The organism is Seongchinamella unica, assembly GCF_004354085.1.
Lineage (GTDB): Bacteria > Pseudomonadota > Gammaproteobacteria > Pseudomonadales > Halieaceae > Halioglobus > Halioglobus unicus.
This window is the reverse complement of sequence record NZ_SMSE01000001.1, coordinates 217218-230639: the sequence shown is the minus strand read 5'-3', so window position 1 is coordinate 230639 and position 13422 is coordinate 217218. Positions and strand designations below refer to the sequence as shown.

The following is a 13422-nucleotide window of genomic DNA, read 5'->3' as shown; positions in this document are numbered from 1 at the left end:
CGGCGCCGGGGCTGTTTCATCACGGCCTGGAAATGCGAACCGGCACGGTACTGAGCCGCGGCATGGCTGAATAGCGCTCCGTGTGCTGGCGATTGTCGATCAACCGGTTGGTGTTGCTGCCCATCTCCCGCACTTTGCTGTCCACCTGCTGTGCCGGATCGGGGCTGCCGCCCCAGCTGTGGGACATGGATACGACGCCGGGCTTGATGTCATCGCTGGCTGCGGCGATTGCCGGAATGGCCCCGTGTCGCGAGCGGACTTCGACCAGGTCGCCATCGGCTATGCCCAGTTTTTCCAGTTCACTGGAGTGCATATACGCCGGGTTGTGGCTGTTTTTAGCACGCAGCAGGCTAAACTCCGGTCCGGTGGAATTATGGGTGTACTTCATGCGACGGCTGACCAGCAACTGGGGATAGTCACCGTCAGCGTCGACGTGCATATCGTCGAATGCCGCTGCAAGTTCTTCCTCCAGGCCCTCGGGAAACAGTTGCAGGTGGCCCGCCGTTTCCGGGTCCGCCGGCAGGGCAATGACGTCCTCAACGTCCTGCACATGGCCCCCGGGTTTGCTGGCAATCTCCTCTATCGGTACCCGAGACCCCCGGGTGATGCTCTGCAACAGCTCCAGCTTTTGCGGCAGACGGCCCATGTGGACGGGCTCGCCGTTGAGTTCGAGTTCCAATCCCATGCGCCTCGCCAGCTCCCAGAATATCTGCCATTCCTCGATTTCATCACCCCGGGACTGAACCACCGCCGGGGTGTACTGGCTATAGGGTTTGTCGTACCAGATGTCGGTGAGCAGGGTAACGTCTTCGCGCTCCAGGCAAATTTTGGGCGCGAGCACATAGTCTGCCATTTGTGCGGTCGCCGCCATTTTCACGTCGATGCAGACCAGTAAGTCCAGGCCTGCCAGGGCCCGGTGGGTTTTCTCCTGATCCGGCCAGGCGAGCAGGGGATTACCACCGACACAGATCAGCGCCTTGATCTGTCCCTCGCCGGGGGTCAGCATTTCATCGGCGGCCAGCGCCGTGGGCATCTCCCTGACCGGACCATAGGGCGACAGCACCACGGTTTCGTGGATGTCCGGCGCCACCCGGCTGGCCACACCCTCAGTCAGCCACTGCGGTTGCGGCGAGGTTGCCTGGGCGTGGCGGGGCGCCGGTGGCGCCAGCACACCTGGATTGGGGACGCGTTCCCCCGCCCGGTAGTGGCGCCCGCAAATGGCATTCAGTGCCAGTGATAAATGCTGCACCAGGTTGGGGTGCGGCCCCATTTCGGGGCCGGTACCGGTGACGGCAGACCCACGCGGGCCCGCTGCAAACAGCCTCGCGGCCTGGTAAACCTGCGCAACCGGAATATCAGTGGCCGCCGCGGCCGCCTCCGGGCTGAAGCGCCGGGTGGCGGCGTCCAGTTCTGCCAGGCCCCTGGTGTGCTGCGCGCAAAACGCCCTGTCGTACAGGTCCTCGCGGATGATGACCTGGATGATGGCCGCCAGCAGGGCGGCATCCTGCCCCGGCCGCACCTGCAGGTGCAGGTCCGCCCTGGCGGCGACCTCTGACTTGCGCGGGTCGATGACAATCAGCTTGAGGCCGCGCTTGCGCCCCTCACGAAGGGCGTTGGCTGGGCTGAAAGACGGCACGCCCCCGGGCACCGAGAAGTGCGATATCAGTGTGTTGTTGCCGATGACCAGGGCAACGTCGGAGTCGCTCCACATATGCGAGCCCGCATTCCACCAGCCCATGCGCGCAGGGGCGATGGCGACCTTGGCGGGCTGGTCGATGGTCACGCTGGTGAAGTAATTGGGGGAGCCAATCGCCGCGTGAAAAGCGCGGGCCATGCCGTGGGCGGCGGAATTCTGGAATGAGTAGGTACCGTTGTAGCTGGCAATGCTGCGGGGGCCGTATTTCGCCAGGATGGTCTGGAGCCGGTCGGCAATTTCATCCATGGCGGTCTGGCTGTCGATGGCGGTGAAGCTGCCGTCGGGCAGCCGTTTCTGTGATCGCTCAAGTCGCTGTGGGTGGTAGATCTGCTCCAGCATCTGCCTTCCCTTGACACAGGTATAGCCGCCGTAGATTTCGTTGTCGGTATCCGGGCCAATGGCGATCAGGCGATTGTCTTCCACCGTGGCCACCATCGGGCAGTAGGCGTGACAGAATCGACAGTAGGTTTTGACTTGCTCAGTCGCCAAGGGGTGCCTCCGGGTTTACTCGGTAAAAAAATCAGCCCGCGGGCGGCCCTGGGGGTCATACACGGGTTCTTCCAGGTCGATACGGAACTTGGATATCTGCACATTCTGGGTCGGGTACTTGCCCAGCAGTTCCAGCATCCGGCTGTAAAAAGGCCCCGCCAGGTGGGCCGCCAGCGACTCGACCGAGGTCCAGTATTCGTAGACGTATACCCGGGTAGCCGAGACTGGGTCCGCCGACCAGACGTAGTGCTGGCAGCCTTCCTGTGAGCGGGTTTCGCCGATCAGGTCCGCCGCTTCGGCCAGTGCCTGGTCGCGCTCGCCGCCGGGAATGTCCAGTGTGCCTGCAATGATGACGGTCATGGCGTATTTTCCTGTGATCTTGCTTACAGAGTGATAGATCAGGTGGAAATTGAAAGTAGCAGAATCGATGATTGAAAACAATCAGGGTTGACTGCTTTTTTGTGAGCGGCTATGTTGCCCGCAATCTCCCCAGGCATAAGGCCGTGCAGCCATGACTGAAACCCTGAACCGTCAGTACTACCTGGCGTCGCGTCCTGCAGGCGAACCCACCACGGCGAACGTGCCGGTTCGCGAGGTGCCGCTGCCTGCCCTTGGCGCGGGCGAAGTTCGCCTGCGCAACCTGTATATCTCCCTGGACCCGGCGATACGCGGCTGGATGTCGGATGAGCCCAATTACATCGAGCCGATTGTGCTGGGGGATGTGGTCCGGGCTTCGGTTATCGGTCGGGTAGTGGCATCGGCGCACAAAGACTTCGCAGTGGGTGATGTGGCGATGACCATGGGCGGCTGGGAGGCCTACACCCAGGTGCAGGGCGCCACCTTGAACAAGCTCGATGAGACCCTGGGCATTCCCCTGAGTCAGTTTCTCGGTGTGCTTGGCCCCACCGGGCTTACCGCGTATTTCGGTCTGCTGGAAATCGGCCAGCCCAAAGCCGGCGAGACCGTGCTGGTGAGTGCCGCTGCCGGCGCCGTGGGCTCGGTGGTGGGGCAAATCGCCAAAATGCAGGGCTGCCGTGTGGTCGGCATGGCCGGTAGCGAGGCCAAGTGCAACTGGCTTACCGGCGAACTGGGGTTTGACGCCGCGATCAACTATAAAACCTGCGGCGATTACCGCCAGGCGATTGCCGCCGCCTGTCCGGATGGTGTCGACGTGTATTTTGACAATGTGGGCGGTGAGATACTCGACGCCGCCCTGCGGCAGATGAATCGGTTTGGTCGGGTGGTGGTGTGTGGCTGGATCGCTTCGTATAACGCGGACGAGGTCCCCCACCTGAAGAACCTGTGGCAACTGGTGGCACGGAGCGTAACCCTGCGGGGGTTCGTGGTGCTGGACTTTCTGGAGCGCTTTCCCGAGGGTGTTGCGCAACTTGCCCAGTGGGTAATGGACGGCAAGCTACAGTCGAGGGAGGAGATTATCGACGGCCTGGACAACGTGTTGCCTGGCTTCCTGCGCCTGTTCAACGGCAGCAACCAGGGCAAACTGGTGCTGCGCATTCCCGAGGAATAGCCCGCTCAGGGCAGCGCCGTGAAGTCGCCGCTGAGATCCGCCGGCCCGCGATAGAGAAAATCGTAACGCCGGGACTGGAACAGCCACTGGCCGTCTACTTTTACGTATTCGTCCAGGTAGCGACTCATGGCGGCAAACTTCTCACCCTGCAGGTCGCGGGTAAATTCCTGCAGGTACCAGTGCCCGCTCGCCCGTTCGCCCTCGACCTGGAACAGGTGTGAGCTGGGCATCAGGATGGCAAATTCGAATCCCGCGACCACCTGCTGCCACAGTTGCAGAATGTTGTCACGGCCAGTGACCTCCATGCCCATCAGATTCCAGCAGCCGTCCTCCGCCCAGGTCGTCGCCCAGGCTTCACCGTCCCGTCGATTGGCCGCGTCCACATAGCGCGCCATGAGTTTTTGCAGGGCCAGTTCTTCTTCAATCCTACTCATGCGTGATGGTCTCCTTGGTGGGTGCTGGCCTATCTTACAACGCCGATCAAAAAAAGAAACAGACGAGACTGTTTTTATGCAATCGCCGATGCTAATATCGGCAGGGTTGTATCCATCAATACCACAATAGCCAATAACACGGGTATCAGACCATGGATTTGAGTGCCTTTCCCTATCTCCAGGGCAATTATGCGCCAGTCGAGGAAGAGCGTGACTTCGACGAGCGTCAGTTGCGCATTGAAGGAGAGATACCGGCCAAACTGACCGGCGCGTTCATGCGTGATGGCGCCAACGTGGCGTTTCAGCCCAATCACTACGTCTATCCGCTGGATGGCGATGGCATGATACACGCGGTGTATTTTCGCGACGGTCATGTTGAGTACAAGAATCGTTGGGTACAAACCAGCCACCTGAAGACAGAGCGCAAGTTCGGTCGAACGATTTACGGCAGTGTCGGCAAGTTACTGGAAGTTCCACAGGAGGTGATCGATGCCGGGGGTGAACCCAATCCCATTCGCAACACCGCCAATACCAACGTGATTTATCACGGGGGCAAATTGCTCGCGCTCTGGGAGGGCGGCTTCCCGCACCTGCTCAACCATGACCTTTCCACCGTCGGACTGTTTGACTATGACGGTGCACTCAAGCCCGGTGATGCACTGACCGCCCACCCCAAGGTCTGCCCGGACACGGGCGATCTCATCAGCTGCACCCAACGCTGGGACAGCCCTAACTACTGGGTGCAGGTGTTTGATGCCAGGGGGCGCCACAAGCAGACCATGGAGGTGGAGTTCCCGCGCAAGGGCATCATCCACGACCTGCAGATCACCGGGAATTACGTGGTGATCTTTTACGCTCCCACCTACCACAGTGTGGAGAAGGCGATGAAAGGTGAGGATCCCTTCGTCTGGGAGCCGGAACTCGGCACCAAAATTATCGCGGTACCGCGCGACGGCAGCGGCAACAATATCGTGTTCGAAACCGAGTCCTTCTTCAGCTGGCACTTCTGCAATGGCTTTGAAGCGGGCGGCAAAATAATTATCGATTACGTGTGGATTAACTCTATTCCCTTCGCCCAGGCCCAGGGCACAGGTACGGAGAAACAGCCACGACGGATGTACCGAATGAGCCTGGACCCGAAAACGCGACAGGTGACCAATGAGCAGTTTTCCGACATCTTCTGCGAGTTTTCACGGGTAGACGAGCGCCGCATGGGCAAGGTGTACCGACTTGGTTATGCCACCTGCTCCAATCGGGATTGGGGCGATGCCCACGGTTACAACTGTACCGGGAGTTTCGATTTTAACAGCGGCGAGACCGCGCTGTGGGAGTACGGCGAAGCAGCCAATGCCGGTGAACCGGTGCATGTGCCCAACCCGGACAGCGAACGCGAAGAGGACGGCTGGTTGATGTGCTTTGTGCACAATCCCGGCGAGGGGCCTTTCCTCAGTATCCTCAGCGCCGGCGATGTGGCTGCGGGTCCTGTCGCCAAAATCCATATTCCCGGTCGGGTGCCCAATGGCTTCCACGCCAACTGGATGCAGGGGCTCACCTTGTGAGCCAGCGGGGAGTCGCAGCGTGACCGAAAAACGACCGATTGCCGAGGGGCTGTTCACCTGGCCGTCACCGCAACCGGCGCTGCTCGCCAGTCGCTGCCGGCAGTGCGGTGTGGCGGCATTTCCTGTGGCCGAGTCCTGCATGGCCTGCAGCGGCCAGGAGGTGGATGTCGAGGAGTTGCCGCGCCGGGGCACCCTGTGGACCTGGACGATTCAGCAATTCATGCCCAAGCCGCCCTATAACAGCGGTGAAACCCCAGAGACTTTCCAGCCCTACGGCGTCGGCTATGTGGAACTGCCCGGCGGGGTTCGGGTAGAGGGGCGCCTGACGGAAAACGATCCGCAGAAACTGCGCATAGGTATGGCAATGGACGTTGTGTTCGACGCCTATCGCCGCGACCCGGACGGCGCTGAAATTGTCAGCTATTTCTTCAAGCCGGTATAGCGGCAACCAGGGGCAGTCATTATGGATGTAGCAATCGTCGGCATCGGCATTCACCCCTTCGGCCGCACGCCCGCGCGCAGCGGCCTGCAGCAGGGGGCCTATGCCGCCCGCGAGGCGCTCAAGGATGCGGGCGTGCAATGGCAGGATATGCAATTTGCTTTTGGCGGCAGTGCCAGCTCGGGTAATGCCGATGCCCTTGGCAACGAACTGGGGCTGACCGGCATTCCGTTTATCAACGTGGCCAATGGCTGCGCCACCGGGGGCAGCTCGCTGATCGCGGCCTGGCATGCCATCAAGTCCGGGGAGCACGATATCGGCCTGGTGGCCGGTTTCGACAAACATGACCGCGGCGCCTTCAACGCCGACCCAAAGGCACTGGGGCTGGGTGACTGGTATGGCGAGGTCGGAATGATGATGACCACCCAGTTTTTTGCCATGAAAATCCAGAAGTACATGCACGACCACGGTATCTCCGCCAACACGCTGGCCAAGGTCGCGGCCAAGGCCTTTCTCAATGGCTCGCTGAATCCCAATGCCTGGCGCCGCCAGCCGATCAGCGAAACTGAAATCGCCGGGTCGATGATGATCAACGACCCGCTGACCAAGTTCATGTTCTGCTCGCCCGCGGAGGGCGGCGTTGCCCTGGTGCTGTGTCGTGCCGACAGGGCGCGCCAGTACACCGACACACCGGTCTACCTGAAGTCTGCGGTACTGAAGTCCCGTCGTTTTGGGTCCTTTGAAGTGTTCGCTCCCAGCCAGGCACTGGAACAGGTGGACGGGCCAACAGTCGATGCCGCCAACGCCGCCTTTGAAATGGCGGGTGTCGGTCCCGGCGATATGGATGTGCTGCAGTTGCAGGACACCGAGTCCGGCGCCGAAGTCATGCACATGGCCGAAAATGGATTCTGCGAACACGGAGAACAGGAACACCTGCTGCAGTCGGGCGCGACCCACATAGGCGGCCGTATGCCGGTGAACACCGACGGTGGCTGTCTCGCCAATGGTGAGCCCATCGGTGCATCCGGGCTGCGCCAGGTTTATGAAAACGTACTGCAGCTGCGCGGCCAGGCCGGTCAGCACCAGATGCCCGGCAATCCCAGGCTGGGTTACACCCATGTATACGGTGCGCCCGGTATCAGCGCCGTCACTATTTTGCAGCGCTAGGAGAAGAGTCGTGAGTAGAACAATTCAATTGGATGACGGTCAGATCGTGGCGCGCTCCGGCGGCGAATCCTACCAGGAGATGCTGGACAAGGAGGTGAATCCGGTCCCGGACGCCCTGCGCGAGAATACCAATACTTTCCTGGGTTCGGACAACCTGTCCACTGATCGCTACCTCAGCCGTGAGTTTCACGAACGCGAAGTCGAGAAGATGTGGAGCAAGACCTGGCAGGTCACCTGCAGGGAAACTGAGATTGCCAACCCCGGCGATTATTTCGTCTACGACATCGCCAGCTATTCAATTGTAATCACCCGCACCGAGTCGGGAGAAATCAAGGGCTACCACAATGCCTGTCTGCATCGCGGTCGCCAGTTGCGCAAGGATTACGGCTCGGCCCGCGAATTCAAGTGCCCGTACCATGGCTTCCGCTGGAGTCTTGACGGCGACTTTCTCGGCGCGCCCTGTCAGTGGGATTTTCCCCATATCAGGGCCGAGGAATTTTCCCTGCCCCAGGTGCAGGTGGCTACCTGGGGAGGATGGGTGTTCATCAATATGGACCTGGAGGCGCCGTCACTGCAGGAATACATGGGTATTTTGCCGGCGCATTTTACCCGCTGGAAACCGGAGAACACCTTCAAGGCGCTGCACGTGGAGAAGGTGATCGAGTGCAACTGGAAAGTTGCGTGGGAGGCCTTTATCGAGTCCTACCACACGGTGCAGACTCACCCGCAGATCATGCCCTACCTCGGCGATTCGAATTCCCAGTACGATTGTTGGGGTGACAACGTCAGTCGCACCATTTCTCCCATGGGCGTGGTGAGTCCGCACCTTGAGGATGTTGACCCCAATACCACGGTCAACGACTGGCTGGAGCACGGCGCCTGGACCACCGATGGCGAACGGGTCGAGGTGCCGGAGGGCATGAGCGCCCGGGAGTGGCTTGCCGAGTACTACTTTGAACATTACTCCAGTGAGTACGGCGTGGACCTGGCAAGTTTCTGCACCCGCAGTGAAATCATGGACTCGATTCTATACTCACTGTTCCCCAACTTTGCGCCCTGGGCCGGTTTTCATCCCAATCTCACCTACCGCATGAAGCCCTACGGCGATGACCCCGGCATGTGCACCATGGAGATCATCTTCCTGATGCGCTTCCCCGAGGGCACGGAGCGGCCGGCGGACTGCCCGGTACAGAAACTCGATAAGGACCAGTTGTTCTCCGAGGCAGCCGGGCTGGAGGGCGGTCTTGGCCGGGTATTCGACCAGGATCTCAGTAATCTGAAAATGGTGCAGAAGGGTCTGCGCAATCTGAAGTCAGGGGAAGTGGTACTGGCCAATTACCAGGAAATTCGCATACGGCACTTTCACCAGACCCTGGACAAGTACCTGAACGCCTGAGGCCGATGATGAACGAATTACTTGCCAGTTTTGATATCTCTGGCCGGGTGGCGCTGGTGACCGGCGCCTCCAGCGGCTTCGGGCGCCATTTTGCCGAGGTGCTGGCCCGGGCGGGAGCAAAGGTGGTGTTGGCGTCGCGGCGTCTTGAGGTTGTCGAGGACGCCCGTGATGAGATTGTTGCCGCCGGAGGCACAGCGATGGCGGTTGCCATGGATGTCACCGACTCGGCCAGTATTGCAGCGGCACTCGACAACGTGGAAGCCCGTTTCGGTGTCGTCACGATTGTCATCAATAACGCCGGCATCACCATCCCCAAACTGTTGCTCGATTTAAGCGATGAGGACTGGAACGCGGTAGTTGATACGAACCTTAATGGCGTGGCCTTTGTCACCCGTGAGTGCGCCCGGCGCATGGTGGCGGCGCAAAGCGGCGGCTCGATCGTCAACATCGCCTCCATTCTCGCCATTCGCTCACAGCACATGCTGACCAACTACGCCGCCGCCAAGGCCGGGGTCACGCAGTTCACCAAAACGGCGGCGCTGGAACTGGCGGTACACAATATCAGGGTCAACGCGATTTGCCCGGGTTACTTTGCCACGGAAATGATCCGCGAATGGCTCAAAACAGATGCGGCGCAAACCCTGGTAGAGCGCATACCCCAGCGCCGCGTCGGCGAGCTGGATGAAATGAACGGCACCCTGTTATTGCTGGCATCCGATGCCAGTTCACATATGACCGGGGCGGAAATCGTCATCGATGGTGGCCATGTGCTGGCGGATCTTTAACGCCTGAACAGCAGTTACCCACAATAAGGACAGGAGCGGAATCATGGGAACGTTAACGGGAAAAACAGCGGTGGTGGTCGGCGCTTCCGGCGAGTCGAACTTCGGTACCGCCATTGCGCGCCGCCTGGCGCAGGAAGGAGCGAATGTTGTGGTTTCCGCCCGGCGCAAGGAGCCGTTGGCGGCACTGGCCGGGGAAATCGGCGGCCTGGCCGTGGCCTGCGATGTTACCGACGAGGCGCAGCAGGAGGCCCTGTTTGCTGCCGCCCGCGAGAAATACGGGCAGGTTGATATTGCTGTCTTCTCTGCCGGTATTCACGCTGCAGACGCTATCGCTGAACTCAGCGCCGATAAAATCCTTCCCAGCCTGCAGGTCAGCTTTGTCGGTGCGCTGCTGTTTTTCAAGCACGCCGCAAACGCCATGGAGGAGGGGGGCTCGGTAATCACCATCTCCTCGTTGACTGCGCGGATTCCGGGCCCCGGGCTGGCCGTTTACTCGGGCGCCCGGGCCGGCATTGACTACGCGATCAAGGTGGCAGCCCAGGAATACGGCCCGCGGGGGATTCGTTTCAACTCTATCGCAGCCGGACTGATCGAGACCGACATGACCAGTATGTTGTTTGGCATGGACCCGGTCATAGAGGCCTACATCGACGCCACCCCGGTGGGCCGCATGGGTAACCTGGATGATATGGCGGAAGCGGCGCTGTTCCTTGCCGATGGGCAGCGCTCGAGTTTCATCAATGCACAGGTGCTGGACCTGGCCGGCGGCCAGCAGAATGGCCATTTGCCGCGATTCTGACCGCAATTCTGATATCGATTGAACTTACAAGGGAGGCAAATCATGCAGGGCTACGAGGACGTAACGCTATACCAACTGACCCCTGAGCGGGAGCAGGAACTGCTGTCCAAGCAGATTGAGTGCAACTTTATCTGGACCAACAAGGACGGACACGGCCTGGGTGTCATTATGAACTACATCGCCAGGGACGGTTCCATCTGGCTGACGGCCACCAGCCAGCGGGCCCGTATCAAGGCTCTCAAGCGCGACCCCAGGGCTTCGGTAGTGATCTCCAGCATGGGTACCGATATGGGCCCGGGCAAGACGGTGACCTACAAAGGGCGGGTGAAGCTGCACGATGACCAGGCCACCAAGGACTGGTTTTATCCGGCGATGGCGGAGATCATTTCCCCTTATCCCGCGCCCACGCCGGAGGCTGCCATCCAGCACCTTGATACCCCACTGCGGGTCATCATTGAGCTGATTCCCGAGAAAGCCATCAAGTTTGACGGCGACGCCATTTCCCAGGCCTCCTATGACGGCACGGTGCCTGGAAGCGAGGGCTGAGCAGCACACACTAATCCCGGTTTGCGGCTTTACATCAGTAGCAAAAAGTACCTACACTAAAAAAACAGTATGACATGTTTTATAAAAACAATACGACCTGTAGGTAGCAGGACGGGTTCGGACGATTCGGTAACGGACATCGGCCCTGTCGGCGGCGGACGTTTTTCCAGACGTCGGCGGCAGTGATTTCTTTGCAGTACTCCCGCCGCTACTTGCGAGCGGTTCACATAATAAAAGCGAGGAACATATGAAGAAACGTAATTTGGTAAAAACCGCGCTGGCCTGCAGCCTGGCAACCGCCTGGTCCGCTTCGCCGCTACAAGCGGTGGCTCAGGAGGAACGAATTGCGCTGGAAGAGGTGATTGTTACCGCCCGGAAGCGGGAGGAGTCCATGCAGGATATTCCGGTGACGGTGACCGCCCTGGCTGCGGAGCTTAATCGCTCGACGGTGAAATCACTGCAGGACGTGCAGAATTACGTGCCCAATGTAAATATCGACATGGTGGCCGGTAACAATGGCGCCTCGATTTCTATTCGGGGCATCAGCTTCCAGGAAACGGACAAGAGCGTCGAGCCTCCTGCGGGGGTCATCCTCGACGGCGTTTACCAGGGCGTGGTGGCGGGTGGCCTGCTGCACAATTTTGATATGGAGCGCATTGAAGTGCTGCGCGGCCCCCAGGGTACCTTGTTCGGGAAGAACACGACTGCCGGTGCGCTCAATATTGTGCGCAGCGCCCCTACCCGGGAGTGGGGCGTCAAGGCGCAGTTGGGCGCGGGCAGCTGGGACCTGCGGGAGCTGCGTGCGGTGGTGAATACGCCGCTCACCGACAACGGTGGCCTCAAGTTTTATGCCAGCAAGAGCGAGCATGATGGCTATATGGAATCCAGGATATCCAACGAGGATTTCGGCATCCAGGATTATCTTCAGGTGGGCGCGCGGGTGGCCTTCAACCTGACGGATAACTTCGATATATCCTTTAACGCCGAGCGCATTGAAGATGACTCGGATGTTGGCGCCTGGTCCAACTTCAACGATTTTGCCGATCTTGGCTGCCTGATTTCCGTGGGCGGCATACCGGTAGCGGGAATTCCGCCCGATGCCAGTGGTGCACCCTTCGGTAGCGGTTGCGAGGCACTCGACAGCGACAGTGATGAGGATCATACGCCCCAGAATGCGCCGAACTCCTCGGAGGTCACCAACGATTCCTACAACCTCACCATGAACTGGGCCCTGGGCGACTGGATGCTGACGGCAATCACCGGTTACATCGAGCGGGAAGAAGAGTTCCGGGTCGAGTACGACGCCACCCAGGTCGAGTTTCTCACCGTGCAGGCCGCCCAGGAATACGAGCAGTTCAGCCAGGAGGTGAGGATTAACGGCAATCTCACCGACAATATCAACCTCACCGCCGGGGTGTATTACTGGAACTCCGAGTACGACCAGTTCCAGGAATCCTTCGATATGTGGTACTACCTGGGCATCGGCTTTGGCCCGGAGGGCGGGCTTTGGCCGGGAGCGATATCCAGCGAACTTGATGGTACCGGCGAGAACACCTCCTATGCGGTGTTTGCCTCCGTGGACTGGCAGCTCACCGACAGATTGCAGTTAAACCTCGGCGGGCGCTTTACCGAGGAGGAGCGGAAACTGACCGCGCACACGACGTCTTTCCTGCTGCACTTGCCCGACGACAGCATTGTCACCCTGGTGCCCATGGGCCCGCCGCAGAACTACAAGGATGACTGGAGTGAGTTTTCCCCGCGTATCGCCCTGACCTATGACGTCAGCGACGACATGATGCTATTTGGCTCCTTTGCCAGTGGTTTCAAAAGCGGTGGCTTTTTTGCCCGTACCCAGAACGTCAATGACATCAACTCCTTTGACCCTGAGTATGTGGATACCTACGAGTTGGGCATGAAGAGTGAGTGGCTGCAAAACCGCCTGCGATTCAACGCCACAGCGTTCTACAGCGATTACACAGACAAACAGGAAGAGGTGATTACCGATCTGGGCGACGGCAATGTCACTACCATTGTCAATAACGCCGCTGATGTGGAAATATGGGGCCTGGAGGCGGAATTCAATGCCCAGTTCACTGCGGGACTCTCCGGGTTTTTCAATGCCGGCTACCTGAATGCGGAGTTCTCCGATTTTATGGTCTCCGACCAGGAAGGCAACCCGGTGGACAACTCAGGACTGGAGCTGCGCAATGCGCCTGAATACACCTTTGCCGCGGGCCTGAACTACTACCTGACCCTGGGCGAGGTGGAAGTGGGCATGCACTACAACTACCGCTGGCGGGACGAGTATCACACGATTCTGAACAATGATCCGCGTGGTCTGGTGGATGCTGGCGGTTTCCACAATGCCAGTGTTGACCTGAGGTTTGGCGAGCACTACCTGCTGAGTGTCTACGGTCGCAACATGGGTGACGAGCGCTACGCCCGGGTGATTCCCATCGGTATCAGTACCTTTGGCCAGTACAGCCCGCCGGAAAACTACGGTGTTGAGCTGACGGTCAACTTCTAGCGTTCAGCCCTTGCGGTCATGCCACAGCCCCGCCTTTGCAGGCGGGGCTTTTTCGTT

12 protein-coding genes are annotated in these 13422 nt (G+C 59.7%); 9 read left to right on the top strand and 3 right to left on the bottom strand.

Annotated features, from left to right (window positions below; all coding sequences use genetic code 11):
- Positions 1 to 19 precede the first annotated feature (19 nt).
- Both E2F43_RS01030 and E2F43_RS01025 read right to left on the bottom strand, forming a co-directional pair.
- On the bottom strand, positions 20 to 2185 hold the full coding sequence (locus E2F43_RS01030; protein ID WP_133209023.1) for a molybdopterin-containing oxidoreductase family protein: 2166 nt from the start codon (positions 2183 to 2185) through the stop codon (positions 20 to 22).
- A 15-nt stretch (positions 2186 to 2200) separates the two neighbouring features.
- Complete coding sequence (locus tag E2F43_RS01025; RefSeq protein WP_133209022.1) at positions 2201 to 2545, bottom strand: putative quinol monooxygenase; 345 nt, start codon at positions 2543 to 2545, stop codon at positions 2201 to 2203.
- A 151-nt stretch (positions 2546 to 2696) separates the two neighbouring features.
- Between E2F43_RS01025 and E2F43_RS01020 the strand changes: the two genes are divergently transcribed.
- Entirely contained in the window at positions 2697 to 3713 is a 1017-nt protein-coding gene (locus tag E2F43_RS01020) for an NADP-dependent oxidoreductase (RefSeq protein ID WP_133209021.1), read from the top strand.
- A gap of 5 nt (positions 3714 to 3718) precedes the next feature.
- On the opposite strand, the gene E2F43_RS01015 is transcribed toward E2F43_RS01020, so the two are convergent.
- Complete coding sequence (locus tag E2F43_RS01015; RefSeq protein WP_133209020.1) at positions 3719 to 4147, bottom strand: nuclear transport factor 2 family protein; 429 nt, start codon at positions 4145 to 4147, stop codon at positions 3719 to 3721.
- Positions 4148 to 4299: 152 nt separating this feature from the next.
- Between E2F43_RS01015 and E2F43_RS01010 the strand changes: the two genes are divergently transcribed.
- The 8 genes from E2F43_RS01010 to E2F43_RS00975 all read left to right on the top strand — a co-directional run bounded on the left by E2F43_RS01010 (position 4300) and on the right by E2F43_RS00975 (position 13365).
- A complete protein-coding gene (locus E2F43_RS01010; protein ID WP_133209019.1) occupies positions 4300 to 5706 on the top strand; it encodes a carotenoid oxygenase family protein in 1407 nt (468 codons plus the stop codon).
- Between the two features lie 19 nt (positions 5707 to 5725).
- On the top strand, positions 5726 to 6148 hold the full coding sequence (locus tag E2F43_RS01005) for a Zn-ribbon domain-containing OB-fold protein (protein WP_133209018.1): 423 nt from the start codon (positions 5726 to 5728) through the stop codon (positions 6146 to 6148).
- A gap of 21 nt (positions 6149 to 6169) precedes the next feature.
- Positions 6170 to 7312 carry a thiolase family protein gene (locus tag E2F43_RS01000; protein ID WP_133209017.1) on the top strand — a complete coding sequence of 381 codons (1143 nt, stop codon included), beginning with the start codon at positions 6170 to 6172 and terminating at the stop codon, positions 7310 to 7312.
- Between the two features lie 10 nt (positions 7313 to 7322).
- Positions 7323 to 8708: an aromatic ring-hydroxylating dioxygenase subunit alpha gene (locus E2F43_RS00995; RefSeq protein ID WP_133209016.1), complete on the top strand. Its 1386-nt coding sequence runs from the start codon at positions 7323 to 7325 to the stop codon at positions 8706 to 8708.
- Between the two features lie 8 nt (positions 8709 to 8716).
- A complete protein-coding gene (locus E2F43_RS00990; protein WP_133209015.1) occupies positions 8717 to 9493 on the top strand; it encodes an SDR family NAD(P)-dependent oxidoreductase in 777 nt (258 codons plus the stop codon).
- A gap of 43 nt (positions 9494 to 9536) precedes the next feature.
- A complete protein-coding gene (locus tag E2F43_RS00985) occupies positions 9537 to 10292 on the top strand; it encodes an SDR family NAD(P)-dependent oxidoreductase (protein ID WP_133209014.1) in 756 nt (251 codons plus the stop codon).
- Positions 10293 to 10334: 42 nt separating this feature from the next.
- On the top strand, positions 10335 to 10838 hold the full coding sequence (locus tag E2F43_RS00980; RefSeq protein ID WP_238946680.1) for a pyridoxamine 5'-phosphate oxidase family protein: 504 nt from the start codon (positions 10335 to 10337) through the stop codon (positions 10836 to 10838).
- 247 nt (positions 10839 to 11085) lie between these two features.
- Positions 11086 to 13365 (top strand): TonB-dependent receptor, encoded by a 2280-nt coding sequence (locus E2F43_RS00975; RefSeq protein ID WP_133209013.1) that lies wholly within the window; start codon positions 11086 to 11088, stop codon positions 13363 to 13365.
- Positions 13366 to 13422 lie beyond the last annotated feature (57 nt).

Bases quoted from the DNA above. Each gene is read 5' to 3' on its own strand.
- E2F43_RS01025 (WP_133209022.1), bottom strand. From the start codon at position 2,545: ATGACCGTCATCATTGCAGGCACACTGGACATTCCCGGCGGCGAGCGC.
- E2F43_RS01020 (WP_133209021.1), top strand. From the start codon at position 2,697: ATGACTGAAACCCTGAACCGTCAGTACTACCTGGCGTCGCGTCCTGCA.
- E2F43_RS01015 (WP_133209020.1), bottom strand. From the start codon at position 4,147: ATGAGTAGGATTGAAGAAGAACTGGCCCTGCAAAAACTCATGGCGCGC.
- E2F43_RS01010 (WP_133209019.1), top strand. From the start codon at position 4,300: ATGGATTTGAGTGCCTTTCCCTATCTCCAGGGCAATTATGCGCCAGTC.
- E2F43_RS01000 (WP_133209017.1), top strand. From the start codon at position 6,170: ATGGATGTAGCAATCGTCGGCATCGGCATTCACCCCTTCGGCCGCACG.
- E2F43_RS00990 (WP_133209015.1), top strand. From the start codon at position 8,717: ATGAACGAATTACTTGCCAGTTTTGATATCTCTGGCCGGGTGGCGCTG.
- E2F43_RS00985 (WP_133209014.1), top strand. From the start codon at position 9,537: ATGGGAACGTTAACGGGAAAAACAGCGGTGGTGGTCGGCGCTTCCGGC.
- E2F43_RS00980 (WP_238946680.1), top strand. From the start codon at position 10,335: ATGCAGGGCTACGAGGACGTAACGCTATACCAACTGACCCCTGAGCGG.
- E2F43_RS00975 (WP_133209013.1), top strand. From the start codon at position 11,086: ATGAAGAAACGTAATTTGGTAAAAACCGCGCTGGCCTGCAGCCTGGCA.